The following is a 13,756-nucleotide window of genomic DNA, read 5'->3' on the forward strand; positions in this document are numbered from 1 at the left end:
ATCCACTGCCGACGACGGCACAATGGGCGGATGGGCCAGCTCATCTACTCAGGCATTATGTCCCTGGACGGCTACGTCGCGGACCGCGACGGCAACTTCAGCTGGAGCGAGCCGGACGAGGAAGTCCATACGTTCGTCAATGATCTCGAACGCGATGTGGGCACCTACCTTTTCGGCCGCCGCATGTACCAGGTCATGTCTGCGTGGGAAACCTTCGATACCCCCGATCAGCCGGACTACATCCGGGACTTCGCGCGGATCTGGCAAGGAGCGGACAAGGTTGTCTACTCCACCACCCTCACCGCCGCATCCACGGCCAAAACCAGGATCGAGCGGACGTTTGTTCCCGCCGCCGTCCGGGACCTCAAGAACGCCACGGACGCGCACATCAGCATCAGTGGCCCCACGCTGGCCGCTGCCGCGCTCCGGGCCGGGCTGGTGGAGGAATGCCGCGTGTTCCTCAATCCGGTGGCCGTGGGAGGGGGCCTTCGCTTCCTGCCGGACGGGCAGGGCCTGCGGCTGGAACTCCTCGAAGAGCACACCTTTGGAAACGGCGTGGTCTACCTCCGCTACCGCACACAGGCATAAGGGGCAGAATGGGGGCATGACCAGCATCGTTATCATCGGCGGCCACGGCAAAGTGGCCCTCCACCTGTCCACGCTTCTTACAACCGAAGGTCACAGGGTCACATCGATCATCCGCAACCCGGACCACGCCGCTGACGTCGCGGCTACCGGCGCTACGCCGTCGGTCCTGGACGTTGAAAATTCGACGACGACGGCAATCGCCGAAGCCCTCAGGGGCCATGACGCCGTGGTCTGGTCTGCCGGGGCCGGGGGAGGGAGCCCGGAACGCACGTATGCGGTGGACCGTGACGCGGCGATCCGGTCGATGGACGCGGCGGCGGAGGCCGGCGTCGGGCGTTATGTGATGGTGTCCTACCTGGGCGCGGGGCCGGACCATGGCATTCCGGCCGAGAACAGCTTCTTTGCCTACGCGGACGCCAAAGCTGCGGCGGATGAGTACCTGCGCGGCACCTCACTGGCCTGGACCATCCTGGGTCCGGGGACGCTGACTGACCAGCCGGGAACAGGACTCATCGAAGTGGACCCCGGAACGGACGGCAGCCGGGCAACCTCCCGCAGCAACACGGCCAGCGTGGCCGCCGCGGTGCTTGACCTGCCCGAAACGGCGGGGAGGACCATCGAATTCCGTGACGGCACACTCCCGATTGCCGCCGCCCTGGAGCCGCAGCCGTAGCCGAGAGGGACCGCCGCGACGCTGGAACAGCACAGCGCGAAGGACAGTTGAGGCCCTGGAACCGATGCCGCTCCGGGGCCCCAAGTGTCCACTCGCGTCGGTGGAGCACGCGGCTTAGTCCGGGACCGCGAGCTCCAGGTCCAGGGTGTTCTTCTCCACATAATCGAGGGCGCACCGTACGGCGCCGACTGTCACGATCGAATCGCCCAAGGGCGAGACCGCCACCCGCGGGGGAGTGGCGGTGTACTTGGTCAGGTGCCTGGCGATCGGCTCGAGCAGCACGCCGGCGGAGTTCGCCACGGCCCCGCCGATGACCACGAGTTCGGGGTTGATCATGGTGGCGACGGCCCCGATGATCCGGGCCATCCTGTCGGCCAGCCGTTCAAGGATCTTCAGCGCCACGGCGTCGCCGTCCGCGGCGGCCGCAAAGACGTGCTCAGCTTCCGCGCCTTTGGCGGCGTAGTCCCGGAGCGATGTCTTGGCCTTGCCCGCAAGCGCCTCGGCGGCCCATCTCCTGGCCAGGGACGCTATTCCGTAGGTGTCTCCCACTCCCTCAAGCATGTCGAGGAAGGCAAGCTCGCCGGCGCCTCCGCCGCGGCCGTGCAGCAGCCGTCCGCCGTCGATCACGCCCGACCCGAGGCGCTCACTCGCGAGGATGACGACGACGTCGTCCACGCCGGCAGCGGCGCCGCGCCAGCGGTCGCCCAGGGCGGCCAGGTTCGCGTCGTTTTCCAGCAGCACCGTCCAGCCTCGCCGGTCCCGCAGGGCGGCCTTCAGGCCGACGTCGAACAGTCCCCAGAAGTGCTGCGTCACCAGCACCTCGCCGTTACGGTCCACCGGCGCCGCAATACCGGCGCAGACCGCCAGGACGGAATCGGGGGAGGCTCCAACGCTGTGGAGGGCCATCATGGCGGTGCGGTCAATGACGGCGATGCGTTCCTCGGCCGGGATGTCTGCTTCCGCGAAGGGCTGGCTGGACCTGTCGAGGGCCTTTCCGCGAAGGTCGGACACCACCACGGTGGCCTTGGAGACACCCACGTCCATGCCCAGCACGTAGCCTGCGCGTTCGTTGAGTTCGAACCGCCGTGCCGGCCGGCCTTTCTGGTAGCCGCCAAAGGCCCGCTGGTTTTCCAGCTCCCGGATCCAGCCTCGGTGCATGAGGTCCTCGCACACGGATATGGCCGTGGCCCGGGTCAGTCCGGTGGCTTCCATAACGTCGGTGACCGTTACGGCCTGCGACGCGCGCATAAAATCCAGGACGGCTCCGGCACTCACGCGCCTGAGCAACTGGGGCGTTGCGACGGAAATTTCGGACATGGTGTTGACCCCCTGTGTTCTGCACCACATAATACTTGAGAAACTAAATTTAGATTCCAAATAAACAATGCTTGGCCAGGTGGGTCGGACGTCCGCCGAGCCACCGGTCTTCTCCAAAATCCTTCATTCAGCCTTTGCAAAGGAGCAACAGTGAACCGCATCCCGAAGCACTGCCCGCCTTCACCACAGTCCTCTCCCAGCCGTCCGTCTGCCCCCGCCCTGTGAGCGGCACCGTGCGCGCAACACTGCCCAGCAGGCGCTCGCTGTTCCGGGCGGCCGGCCTGGCCGGAGCAGCCGCCTTCCTTCCCCTCACCGGCTGCGCCGCCGGCGCAGGGCAGCAGGCCGGCGTCACCACCCTGCGGTTTATGCAGAACAAGCCCGAGGTGGTGGGCTACTTCAACCAGGTGATTAAGGACTTCGAAGCCCTGAACCCGGATCTCCGGGTCATCCAGGACTTCAATGAGGGCAACTTCGTCCCCGGCCTGGTCCGCAACGATCCGCCCGACGTCGTGACCCGGGGATTCGCGACCGAAACGGCTGAGTTCGTCCGGAAGGGAATCTTCGCAGACCTGTCCGGCCTTCCCGTGGCCAAGACTGTCGATCCGAAGTTCCAGGACCTCATCAGTTCGTGGGGACAATACAAGGGGAACGAAACCAGTGCCCTGCCGTTCTCCATTGCTGCGGCCGGGGTCATCTACAACCGCGACATCTTCGCAGCCCACGGTGTGGCTGTTCCAACCACATGGGACGCCTTCATCGCCGCGTGTGAGACCTTCAAAGCCGCAGGCATCACGCCGATCTACGGGACATTCAAGGACGCCTGGACCCTCCGCCAGGGTGCCTTCGACTACGTCACCGGCGGAATGCTCGACGTCGGGGGATTCTTCAGGGACCTGATGGCCAAGGGGGCCAACATCCCGCAGTCCGCCCCCGAGTCATTCAGCAATCACTACCGCTCCTCGCTGCCAAAGATTCTGCAGCTTGCGTCCTACTCACAGAACGGGGCGGCCAGCAAGAACTACTCTGACGGAAATGCCGCCTTCGGAAAGGGCCAGGCCGCCATGTACCTTCAGGGGCCGTGGGCGCTCTCCCAGCTGGTTCAGGCCAACAAGGACATCAAGCTGGGCACCTTTCCGCTGCCGGTTACCAACGACCCGGACCAGACCAAGGTGCGCGTCAACGTGGATATGGCACTCTCCATCACCCGGAACACGCGGAAAAGGGCCGCTGCGGAGAGGTTCCTCAACTACCTGCTGGAACCGTCCGTGGTCAACACGTACAACGAGAAGAACGCGGCGTTCTCTCCGCTGATAGGCGCCCCTGCCGTGAGCAACCCCCATCTCCGCGGTGTTGCCGCCCACGTGGCCGAAGGCCGTTACTACCAGGGCGCCGGAACATACTTCCCGCCGTCGGTCCCCATGAACAACTACATCCAGTCCTTTGTCTTCAACAAGAACGGTGAACAGTTCCTGACCGCGGTCGACGACGAATGGCGCCGCGTCGCCGAGCGGACAGCGGTCTGATGCCCACTACGATTCCAGGAGCCCCGATGACCGCAACTGCCCTGCCGGCCGAGACAGCCACGGCCGCGCACAACGACCCCGCCCGTGCGCTCGCAGTCCGGTCCAAACGCCGGATCGACCCCACGTACTACTGGATGGTGGTGCCGGTCCTCTCACTCTTCGCCTTCTTCATCACCCTGCCAGCGCTGGTTGGTGTGTTCTTCAGCCTCACCAACTACGCAGGCTACGGTGACTGGAAGTTCATCGGCCTGTCCAACTACGTCAACATCTTCAAGGACCCGGCAATCCTGCAGTCCTACATCTTCACGTTCGTCTTTGCCTTGACCACCACCGTGGTGGTGAACGTCGTGGCACTGGCCATCGCCCTTGGACTGAATGCGAAAATCAAGTGGCGAACCGGCATCCGCACCGTGTTTTTCATCCCCATGGTGCTGTCCGCCCTGGTGGTGTCCTTCGTGTTCAACTACCTGTTCTCCAACACCCTTCCGGTGCTGGCCGAGCGGTTCGGCTTAACGCCGCTTGCCACCAGCATCCTGGCCAACGAAAACCTCGCCTGGCTGGCCATTGTGCTGGTCACCGTGTGGCAGGCCGCGCCCGGAGCCACCATCATCTACCTCGCCGGGCTCCAGAGCGTGCCAGCGGAGGTCTACGAAGCCGCGGACCTGGACGGGGCCGGCAGCTTCCGCCAGTTCCTCAGCCTCACACTGCCCCTCATCCTCGGATATCTCGTCATCAATGTGATCCTCGGGTTCAAGGGATTCCTGGGAACCTACGAGATCATCGTGGGCCTCACCGGCGGCGGACCCGGCATGGCGACGCAGTCAGTGGCCATGCGCATCTTCTCCGGCTTCACGGGTGGCGACTATTCCTACCAGATGGCCAATGCGGTCATCTACTTCCTGATCACTTTGCTGATCTCCGTCATCCAGCTGCGCCTCATCCAGCGCCGGGGGGTATCTCTCTAATGACCACATCACTACTTCCACGGCGCAGCGCCCGCGTCCGCACAAAACGAGTCTCCAGCCGCGAAGGCTTCAAGATCAACTGGTGGCTCACCGCCCTGATGCTGGTGGCCTCGCTGACTGTCCTGCTGCCGCTGTACTTCACCGTTGCCATGGCGCTGAAAACCCCGGACCAGATCGGCACCGGGACCGGGCTTGCCTGGCCGAGCCCGCTGAACTGGGAAAACTTCGCAGCCGCCTACGTGGCCACGAACTTCCCGCGGGCCTTTATGTCCACGGCATTCGTCACCGTCTTCAGTGTCCTCGGCTCGCTGGCCTGCAGCTCGCTGGTTGCCTACGCCATCGCGCGGAACTGGAACCACCGGTTCTTCCGGGGCTCCTTTGTGTACCTTCTGTCCGCCATGTTCATTCCGTTCCCGGTGATCATCCTGCCGCTGATCAAGCAGACGGCATTGCTCGGCCTGGACAACCCGGCCGGCGTCGTCTTCCTGCACGTGCTGGGCGGAATCTCGTTCAACGCGCTGCTGTACATCGCCTTCGTCCGCTCCATCCCGGTGGAGCTGGAGGAATCCGCCAGGATAGACGGCGCCACCACCTGGCAGGTGTTCCGCAAGATCATTTTCCCGCTGCTGGCCCCCATGAACGCCACGGTAGGCATCTTCGCCTTCCTGGGTTCGTGGAACGACTTCCTGCTGCCGCAGATGATGATCGCCGACCCGGCCCTGCAGACCCTCCCCGTGGTCCAAATGCTGTTCCAGGGCGAGTTCAACACCAACTACAGCCTCGCATTCGCGTCGTACCTGATGGCCATGGCCCCCACACTGGTGGTTTACATCCTGGCCCAACGTTGGGTACTGTCCGGAGTCATGCGCGGGGCCGTTAAATAGCCAGACCTATCCACCCAGCAAGAACAAACGACACAAGAGAAAAGGATCATCCTTTGTCCACCACTGCCACGCTGGCAACCCTGTCCGATTCCGACCGTCTGGCCGATCCCAACTGGTGGCGCCAGGCCGCGGTGTACCAGATCTATCCGCGCAGCTTCGCCGATTCAAACGGTGACGGCATGGGTGACATCAAGGGCATCACGGCCAAGGTCCCGTACCTGAAGGCACTGGGGATCGACGCCGTATGGCTCAGCCCGTTCTACCCGTCGGCCCTGGCCGACGGCGGCTACGATGTGGACGACTACCGCGACGTGGACCCCAAGCTGGGCACGCTGGCGGACTTCGACGAGATGGCCAAGGCGCTGCACGCCGCCGGCATCAAGCTGATCGCCGACATCGTCCCCAACCACTCCTCGAACCGGCACGAATGGTTCAAGGAGGCGCTCGCCGCGCCGAGGGGTTCCGCCGCGCGTGAGCGCTACATTTTCCGTGACGGCAAAGGACCCAACGGCGAATTCCCGCCGTCGGACTGGGACTCCGTCTTCGGCGGACCGGCCTGGGAACGCATCACCGAGCCGGACGGCACCCCCGGCCAGTGGTACATGCACATCTTTGCCAAGGAGCAGCCGGACCTGAACTGGTCCAGCCGGGAGGTCCGCGACGACTTCCTCAAGACCCTGCGCTTCTGGTCCGACCGCGGCGTCGACGGTTTCCGCGTCGACGTGGCCCATGCCCTCACCAAGGATCTCACCGAGCCGCTGCTCTCCAAGCTGGAACTGACCGAGGCCAACTCGGGGACGGACGGGTTCGACGACGGTTCGCACCCCTTCTGGGACCGGGACGACGTCCACGACATCTACCTCGAATGGCGCGAAGTCTTCAACGAATACAACCCGCCGCGCACTGCCGTCGCCGAAGCATGGGTGCACGCTACCCGCCGTGCCCGCTATGCCAGCCCGGAGGGCCTGGGCCAGGCCTTCAACTTCGACCTGCTGCAGGCCGATTTTGATGCCGAGGATTTCCGCGAAATCATCACGCGCAACCTCGCCGAAGCCGCCACGACCGGCGCGTCCTCCACCTGGGTTTTCTCCAACCACGACGTCGTCCGGCATGCCACGCGCTATGGCCTGCCCAAGGCGTCCAAGGGCAAGAAGCACGCCAAGGGCCAGGACGGGAAAGGCTGGCTGCTGGCCGGCGGCCCCAAGGAAGAACTCGACGTGGACCTTGGCGAGCGCCGTGCCCGCGCCGCCACCCTGCTGATGCTTGCTGTGCCCGGCTCGGCCTACCTGTACCAGGGCGAGGAACTGGGCCTGCAGGAAGTGGCCGAGATTCCGGACTCCGACCGCCAGGATCCCGCGTTCTTCCGGAACAGGGGCGTTGAAGTGGGCCGTGATGGCTGCCGGGTGCCCCTGCCCTGGAAGGTTGAAGGGACCTCCTTCGGCTTTGGCGACGGCGGCGCGCACCTGCCGCAGCCGGACTGGTTCAGCAAGTACGCGGTGGAGGCGCAGGACGGCACCGAAAACTCCACACTGGAGCTCTACCGCAAGGCCCTGAAGCTGCGCCGCGAACTTCAGGCCGGCGAGGAGCTGGAGTGGGTGGAAACCGGAAACCCGGAGGTCCTGCACTTCCGCCGCCCCGGTAGCTGGCAGTCCGTGACCAACTTCGGGGACACCGCCGTCGACCTGCCGGCAGGGACCGTCCTGGTCAGCAGCGCCCCGCTGGTGGACGGCAAACTGGGCGCCAACAGCACTGCCTGGCTGCGCTGACATAACCCAAGATCGATCAGGTGGCGGGACCCGGCCGGGCCCCGCCACCTGTGCGTCTGCCACGGCTCATGAAAGAGTGAAGCAATGACCGAACACAACGTTCCATCCTCCGCGCAGGAACTCATCTACGGCTGCATGGGCCTGGGCGGCAGCTGGACCGACGAGCCGCATCAGGTGCAGCATGTGGACGAGGCCGCTGCCGCCGTCGAGGCCGCGCTGGACACCGGCATCACGCTGTTCGATCACGCGGACATCTATCGTGGCGGCAAGTCCGAGGCGGTGTTCGGCGAGGTCCTCGCGGCAATGCCGGGCCTGCGTGACCGGATCCGGCTGCAGACCAAGTGCGGGATCCGGCTCCGCGAACGCGGGCTGGCCACACACTATGACCTCAGCCGGGAATCCATCCTGGAACGCGTGGACGGCAGCCTGAAGAGGCTGCAGACGGACTACGTGGACGTCCTCCTGCTGCACCGCCCGGATCCCCTGACGGACCTGGCGGAGGTGGCGGCCGCCGTCGGGCAACTGCTGGCAGACGGCAGGGTACGGGCGATTGGGGTGTCCAACATGTCCGGCGCGCAGATCAAGGCGCTGCAGGAGCGGCTGGAGGTGCCAGTGGTGGCCAACCAGCTGGAGATGAGCCTGCTGAAGCGGGCCTGGCTGGAGAGCCAGGTCCTGGTGAATCATCCGGAGTCGCTGGACTACAGCTTCCCGCACGGGACCCTGGAGTACTGCAGCAGCAACGGTGTTACCGTGCAGGCTTACGGTGCGCTGGCCCAAGGGTTGTACACGGGGGCAGTTCCGGAAAATCCGACGGCGGCGGAGACTGCCGCGGCCGCGATGGTTGCGGAGCTTGCCGGTCAGTACGGCACCACGGGGGAGGCCGTCCTCCTGGGGTGGCTGATGAAGCACCCGGCCGGCATTGCGCCCGTGATCGGCACTGTGAATCCGGCGAGAATCGCCGCCTGCGCTGACGCCGCCCGCGTGGCGGAGGCCATGACCCGGGCCGACTGGTACGGGCTGTGGATTGCGGCACGGGGCAGCACCCTCCCCTGAGGCCGGTCAGAGGGTTGCCAGAAGCCCGGCGACGTCGTCAAGTGCACCCGGAACCAGGGAGTAATAGGCCCAGGTTCCGCGCTTTTCGCGGTGCAGCAGACCGGCGTCCACCAGGATTTTCAGGTGGTGGGAGACCGTGGGCTGGCCCAGGTCCAGCGGGTCGGTCAGATCGCAGACGCAGGATTCACCGGAGGATTCGGCCTTGACAATCGACAGCAGCCGCAGCCGGTTGGGGTCGGCCAGGGCTTTGAAAACCAGGGCCTTCTGCTTGGCCTCTTCTGCGCCAAGCGCAGGCGCCGATGCCGGGGCGCAGCAGGCGTCGTCCGAGGCCTGATCGATGACGGGCAGCGAGTTCATGTACCTATTATGCTGGAATATTGACCATCATCAATATATCAAGCCTGCCGCTCGACCCGGCCGTGGCCACACTACGGAGACGGACCTGCCGGCCTGGTCTAGGCGCTGGTCTTTTCCGCCGAGTGCGGAAGAACGATGTCGCCTGTGTTGCGGGCCGCAGACGGGAACAGGATGAGCAGAAGCCCCAGGCCTACTGCCGCTCCGAGCAGTTGCGCCACGACGAACGCGGGAACTGAAACGGGTGCGATGCCGGCGAAGGTGTCACTGAAAATGCGGCCGACCGTCACGGCGGGGTTCGCAAACGACGTCGAGGACGTGAACCAGTACGCGGCGCCAATGTAGGCGCCCACGGCCGGAGCCGCGAGGACGCCACGTTTCGTGGCGGCCAGGGCGAAGATCAGCAGGACGAGTCCTGCGGTGGCGACGACTTCACCCAGCAGGTGTCCAGTGGTGGCACGGTCCTTGACCGAGATGGACGTTCCCACTTCAAACATGGCGTTCGCGAGCACGCTGCCGCCTATTGCACCAACTGTTTGGGCAACCACGTATGTACCGAGGTCCGGCAGGGTCAGTCCGGTTCCGCTGCGCCTGCCCAGGGCCCAGTCCACGAGCGAGATTACTGGGTTGAGGTGCGCGCCGCTGACGGGTCCCAGCATCAGGATCAGTACCGTCAAGCCCAGGACGGTGGCCGTGCTGTTCTGGAGCAACTGCAGGCCGACGTCGTTCGGAGAGAGTTGCTGTGCCGCGATCCCGGAGCCGACGACGATGGATACGAGCAGGCCGGTGCCGAGGAGTTCGGCGACGGCGCGGCGCCACAGCGGCGGCTGATGTGAAGTCATGCCTACAGCTTGACGCAAGAAATTAACTCAGTCAAAATTGAACCAATGAACACTGACCTAGTTGAGGATCTCCAGGCGCGAGTCGCAAAACATGCCGCCCTCGCGGATCCCGCCCGGCTGCGCATTGTGGACCTGCTGACGCTGGGGGATCTTGCCCCTACAGAGCTTCAGGCTGAGCTCGGGATGCCCTCCAACCTGCTGTCCCACCACCTGCGCGTGTTGGAGCGTGCCGGGCTGACGATCCGTCACCACTCAGAAGCGGACAGGCGGCGCAGCTACTTCAGGCTTGCCGCCGGGGCGCTCGAAGGGCTGGTGCCGGGGGCTGAGCATGGGGCCAGTCGTGTCCTCTTCGTTTGCACGCGGAACAGCGCCCGGTCGCAACTGGCCGCCGCGCTTTGGAATGAGATCAGCGGAATCCCCTCGATCTCGGCGGGAACTCATCCCGCGGACAGTATCGCCCGGGGGGCCATTGATGTAGCCCGCCGCCACGGCGTCGCTCTCGCGGACGTTTCCCCGCGCCGGCTGGATGACGTGGGGCGCGATGAGGACTTCGTCGTGACTGTGTGCGACAACGCCCACGAGGAACTCGCCGGACTTCGGGGGATCCACTGGTCTGTCCCGGATCCCCTGAGGCTGAACACCAGGGAGGCCTTTGAGGGCGCCTTTACTGACATCTTCCATCGCGTCAAAGACCTCGCGCCCCGACTGCGCGCTGCCTGATATTCCGCCGGATTCAAATATTGACAATCATCAATCTTTCGCTCGATACTGCATGCATCGATAATCATCAATGTACTAGCCGGAAAAAGCGGTGCAGGCGCAACAACCTCAAACAGACCGATCCGCACCTAACTGATTCCAGGAGAAACACGTGAGCACCGAAACCGCCAAGAAGCCGTCCGTCCTCTTTGTCTGCGTCCACAATGCCGGCCGTTCGCAGATGGCCGCTGCCTTCCTCACCACGCTTTCCAGGGGTGGGATCGAGGTGCGTTCCGCCGGTTCCCAGCCGGCGGATAAGGTCAACCCGGCGGCCGTCGAGGCCATGGCCGAGCTCGGCATTGACATGTCTGCCGAGATCCCCAAGGTCCTCACCACCGAAGCCGTGAAGGAGTCCGACGTCGTGATCACCATGGGCTGCGGCGACGAATGCCCGTACTTCCCCGGCAAGCGCTACGAGGACTGGGTCCTGGAGGATCCGGCCGGGCAGGGCGTGGAGTCCGTCCGCCCCATCCGTGACGAGATCAAGACCCGCATCGAAGGACTCATCGAGTCCCTGATCCCGGCCGCCAAGTAACCACACCCCGCGCATTTCCAAGCACCAGGAGAGACCAACGTGAGCACCGAACAGTTGATCATCATCGGCTCCGGCCCTGCCGGCTATACGGCCGCCATTTATGCCGCCCGCGCGGGTCTCAACCCGTTGGTCCTGGCCGGCTCGGTCACGGCCGGTGGCGCCCTGATGAACACCACCGAGGTGGAGAACTTCCCGGGCTTCCCGGGCGGTATCCAGGGTCCGGAGCTCATGGAGGGACTTCAGGAACAGGCCGAGAAGTTCGGCGCCCGCATAGTGTTCGACGACGTCACTGAAGTAGATCTGAAAGGTCACCTCAAACGCGTGGTCACCGGAGCCGGCGAGACCCACGAGGCACCCGCCGTCATCCTTGCCACCGGCTCCGCCTACAAGGAGTTGGGCCTGCCGGAGGAGAAAAGGCTCAGCGGCCATGGCGTGTCCTGGTGCGCCACCTGCGACGGCTTCTTCTTCCGCGAACAGGACATCATCGTGGTGGGCGGCGGCGATTCGGCCATGGAGGAAGCCACCTTCCTGACCCGCTTCGCAAAGTCCGTGACCGTCGTCGTCCGCAAGGGCGAACTCCGGGCCTCCCGCATCATGGCCCAGCGCGCCAAGGACAACCCCAAGATCAGCTTCGCGTGGAACTCCGCCATCACGGCCATCCACGGCGATACCAAGGTCACCGGCGTCACCCTCACCGACACCCGCACCGGGGAGACCCGCGAACAGGCCGCCACCGGGATCTTCGTTGCCATCGGTCACCTGCCGCGCACGGAACTCGTCGCTGGGCAGGTTGACCTTGATGACGAGGGCTATATCAGGGTCGACTCGCCCACCACCGTCACGAACCTCACCGGTGTGTTCGCGTGCGGCGACGCCGTCGACCACCGCTACCGGCAGGCGATCACCGCAGCCGGCACCGGCTGCGCGGCAGCCCTCGACGCCGAACGCTACCTCGCCGCGCTGGCAGATGCCGACAGTATCGCCACAGCGCTGGTGGAAGAGCCGATCCACGCCTGACCACCGGGAAACCCGAACCACACACCGATGCATGAATCAGAGGCCACCATGGATCCGCTAAAGACCCTTCCCGTCGCCGTCATCGGCGCCGGGCCCGTCGGTCTTGCTACCGCAGCCCACCTGCTCGAGCGCGGCCTCGAGCCCCTGATCTTCGAGGCAGGCCCGACGGCGGGATCCGCCATCGAACAGTGGCGCCACATCCGGCTGTTCTCACCCTGGCGGTTCAACCTCGATGCCGCAGCCGTGCGTTTGCTGGAGGACGCCGGCTGGGAAACCCCTCGCCTGACTGCACTGCCTTACGGCGGGGAACTGATCGATAATTACCTCGCCCCGCTGGCCGCAACCCCGGAGATCTCCTCCCGGCTCCTGACCAGCGCACGCGTCATTGCCGTTACACGCCAGGGCATGGACAAAACCCACGTCCGGGACCGCGACGCCACACCCTTCACCGTCCGGGTCGTACACGACGGCGGAGAAGTGCGCGACCACACCGTGGCGGCCGTCATTGACGCGTCCGGCACGTGGTCCACCCGCAACCCGCTCGGAACCTCCGGGCTGCCCGCCATCGGCGAAGACACGGCCGCCGCCCGGATCTCCTCGCCCCTGCCGGACGTCACCGGACGGGACCGCACCTCCTTCGCGGGCCGCCGCGTCCTGGTTGTGGGTGCCGGGCACTCGGCCGCGAACACACTGATCAATCTGGCAGACCTCGCCAAGGAGGAACCCGGAACCACCGTCCTGTGGGCCGTGCGCGGAGCATCCGCTGACAAGGCCTACGGAGGCGGCGACGCCGACGGCCTGCCCGCCCGCGGCCAACTCGGAGCCCGGCTCCGCCGACTCGTGGAGGCCGCAACCATCGAGCTGCACACCGGCTTCGGGATCTCCTCACTGAAGACCCTGGAGACCCAGGTGAGCGTCGAAGCAGTCGACGGACGCACTCTGGAAGCGGACATCATCGTCCCCTGCACAGGCTTCCGGCCGGACCTGGACATCCTGCACGAACTCCGGCTCAACCTGGACCCCGCTGTCGAAGCACCCGTCGAGCTGGGCCCCTTGATCGACCCCGAATTCCATTCCTGCGGCACGGTCCAGCCCCATGGCGCCAAGCTTCTCGCCCACCCGGAGAAGGACTTCTACATCGTCGGCATGAAGTCCTATGGCCGTGCTCCGACCTTCCTGCTGGCCACCGGCTACGAACAGGTCCGATCCGTTGCCGCGGCCCTCGCCGGCGACCAGGCCGCGGCGGACACCGTCCACCTGGAACTGCCCGAAACCGGAGTATGCTCCACCGACGCCGGCACCACCTGCGACGTCCCCGCGGCCTCAACAGCAGACACTGACGGATCGGCGGAGAGCGGATGTTGCGCAGCCCCGGAACCGGTCCTCGTTGGATTCCCCACCGGGCTGGCTCACGGCCGCTCCGGAGAACACTGACCACAACCAACCACGACGCACCGTTCCGGACGCAGGCCAAGGGAGT

At 65.3% G+C, this 13,756-nt stretch carries 14 protein-coding genes; 11 read left to right on the plus strand and 3 right to left on the minus strand.

Features of this window, described 5'->3' with window-relative positions; translation table 11 throughout:
- Positions 1–30: 30 nt before the first annotated feature.
- Both NFC73_RS00965 and NFC73_RS00970 read left to right on the plus strand, forming a co-directional pair.
- Positions 31–588 carry a dihydrofolate reductase family protein gene (locus NFC73_RS00965; protein ID WP_254746922.1) on the plus strand — a complete coding sequence of 186 codons (558 nt, stop codon included), beginning with the start codon at positions 31–33 and terminating at the stop codon, positions 586–588.
- A 16-nt stretch (positions 589–604) separates the two neighbouring features.
- A complete protein-coding gene (locus NFC73_RS00970; RefSeq protein WP_254746924.1) occupies positions 605–1,261 on the plus strand; it encodes an SDR family oxidoreductase in 657 nt (218 codons plus the stop codon).
- A gap of 114 nt (positions 1,262–1,375) precedes the next feature.
- On the opposite strand, the gene NFC73_RS00975 is transcribed toward NFC73_RS00970, so the two are convergent.
- Positions 1,376–2,578, minus strand: a complete 1,203-nt coding sequence (locus NFC73_RS00975; protein ID WP_254746926.1) for an ROK family transcriptional regulator — start codon at positions 2,576–2,578, stop codon at positions 1,376–1,378.
- Positions 2,579–2,811: 233 nt separating this feature from the next.
- Here NFC73_RS00975 and NFC73_RS00980 point away from each other — a divergent pair, with 233 nt between their 5' ends.
- The 5 genes from NFC73_RS00980 to NFC73_RS01000 all read left to right on the plus strand — a co-directional run bounded on the left by NFC73_RS00980 (position 2,812) and on the right by NFC73_RS01000 (position 8,769).
- Positions 2,812–4,101, plus strand: a complete 1,290-nt coding sequence (locus NFC73_RS00980; protein WP_254746928.1) for an ABC transporter substrate-binding protein — start codon at positions 2,812–2,814, stop codon at positions 4,099–4,101.
- 26 nt (positions 4,102–4,127) lie between these two features.
- A complete protein-coding gene (locus NFC73_RS00985) occupies positions 4,128–5,066 on the plus strand; it encodes a carbohydrate ABC transporter permease (protein ID WP_056344559.1) in 939 nt (312 codons plus the stop codon).
- Entirely contained in the window at positions 5,066–5,950 is an 885-nt protein-coding gene (locus NFC73_RS00990; protein WP_305884498.1) for a carbohydrate ABC transporter permease, read from the plus strand. Before NFC73_RS00985 ends, NFC73_RS00990 begins: the two co-directional genes overlap by 1 nt.
- Before the next feature lie 53 nt (positions 5,951–6,003).
- Positions 6,004–7,716 carry a glycoside hydrolase family 13 protein gene (locus NFC73_RS00995; protein ID WP_254746930.1) on the plus strand — a complete coding sequence of 571 codons (1,713 nt, stop codon included), beginning with the start codon at positions 6,004–6,006 and terminating at the stop codon, positions 7,714–7,716.
- 84 nt (positions 7,717–7,800) lie between these two features.
- Positions 7,801–8,769, plus strand: coding sequence for an aldo/keto reductase (locus NFC73_RS01000; protein ID WP_254746932.1), 969 nt, complete (start codon positions 7,801–7,803; stop codon positions 8,767–8,769).
- Positions 8,770–8,775: 6 nt separating this feature from the next.
- Here the strand turns inward: NFC73_RS01000 and NFC73_RS01005 are convergent, their stop codons facing one another.
- Together NFC73_RS01005 and NFC73_RS01010 are read right to left on the minus strand one after the other, a co-directional pair.
- Positions 8,776–9,126, minus strand: coding sequence for an ArsR/SmtB family transcription factor (locus NFC73_RS01005; RefSeq protein ID WP_254746934.1), 351 nt, complete (start codon positions 9,124–9,126; stop codon positions 8,776–8,778).
- 98 nt (positions 9,127–9,224) lie between these two features.
- Entirely contained in the window at positions 9,225–9,965 is a 741-nt protein-coding gene (locus NFC73_RS01010; RefSeq protein WP_254746936.1) for an aquaporin, read from the minus strand.
- Positions 9,966–10,010: 45 nt separating this feature from the next.
- Here NFC73_RS01010 and NFC73_RS01015 point away from each other — a divergent pair, with 45 nt between their 5' ends.
- The 4 genes from NFC73_RS01015 (at position 10,011) to NFC73_RS01030 (ending at position 13,710) form a co-directional block, all read left to right on the plus strand.
- Positions 10,011–10,685, plus strand: coding sequence for an arsenate reductase/protein-tyrosine-phosphatase family protein (locus tag NFC73_RS01015; protein WP_254746938.1), 675 nt, complete (start codon positions 10,011–10,013; stop codon positions 10,683–10,685).
- Between the two features lie 151 nt (positions 10,686–10,836).
- Entirely contained in the window at positions 10,837–11,259 is a 423-nt protein-coding gene (locus NFC73_RS01020; protein WP_252569627.1) for an arsenate reductase ArsC, read from the plus strand.
- A 39-nt stretch (positions 11,260–11,298) separates the two neighbouring features.
- On the plus strand, positions 11,299–12,276 hold the full coding sequence (gene trxB, locus NFC73_RS01025; protein ID WP_254746940.1) for a thioredoxin-disulfide reductase: 978 nt from the start codon (positions 11,299–11,301) through the stop codon (positions 12,274–12,276).
- Between the two features lie 48 nt (positions 12,277–12,324).
- A complete protein-coding gene (locus tag NFC73_RS01030) occupies positions 12,325–13,710 on the plus strand; it encodes an FAD-dependent oxidoreductase (protein ID WP_254747513.1) in 1,386 nt (461 codons plus the stop codon).
- Positions 13,711–13,756 lie beyond the last annotated feature (46 nt).

Origin of the sequence: Pseudarthrobacter humi, from assembly GCF_024294965.1 — a bacterium.
Taxonomy (GTDB): domain Bacteria; phylum Actinomycetota; class Actinomycetes; order Actinomycetales; family Micrococcaceae; genus Arthrobacter; species Arthrobacter humi.

Bases quoted from the DNA above. Each gene is read 5' to 3' on its own strand.
- NFC73_RS00965 (WP_254746922.1), top strand. From the start codon at position 31: ATGGGCCAGCTCATCTACTCAGGCATTATGTCCCTGGACGGCTACGTC.
- NFC73_RS00970 (WP_254746924.1), top strand. From the start codon at position 605: ATGACCAGCATCGTTATCATCGGCGGCCACGGCAAAGTGGCCCTCCAC.
- NFC73_RS00975 (WP_254746926.1), bottom strand. From the start codon at position 2,578: ATGTCCGAAATTTCCGTCGCAACGCCCCAGTTGCTCAGGCGCGTGAGT.
- NFC73_RS00985 (WP_056344559.1), top strand. From the start codon at position 4,128: ATGACCGCAACTGCCCTGCCGGCCGAGACAGCCACGGCCGCGCACAAC.
- NFC73_RS00990 (WP_305884498.1), top strand. From the start codon at position 5,066: ATGACCACATCACTACTTCCACGGCGCAGCGCCCGCGTCCGCACAAAA.
- NFC73_RS01000 (WP_254746932.1), top strand. From the start codon at position 7,801: ATGACCGAACACAACGTTCCATCCTCCGCGCAGGAACTCATCTACGGC.
- NFC73_RS01005 (WP_254746934.1), bottom strand. From the start codon at position 9,126: ATGAACTCGCTGCCCGTCATCGATCAGGCCTCGGACGACGCCTGCTGC.
- NFC73_RS01010 (WP_254746936.1), bottom strand. From the start codon at position 9,965: ATGACTTCACATCAGCCGCCGCTGTGGCGCCGCGCCGTCGCCGAACTC.
- NFC73_RS01015 (WP_254746938.1), top strand. From the start codon at position 10,011: ATGAACACTGACCTAGTTGAGGATCTCCAGGCGCGAGTCGCAAAACAT.
- NFC73_RS01030 (WP_254747513.1), top strand. From the start codon at position 12,325: ATGGATCCGCTAAAGACCCTTCCCGTCGCCGTCATCGGCGCCGGGCCC.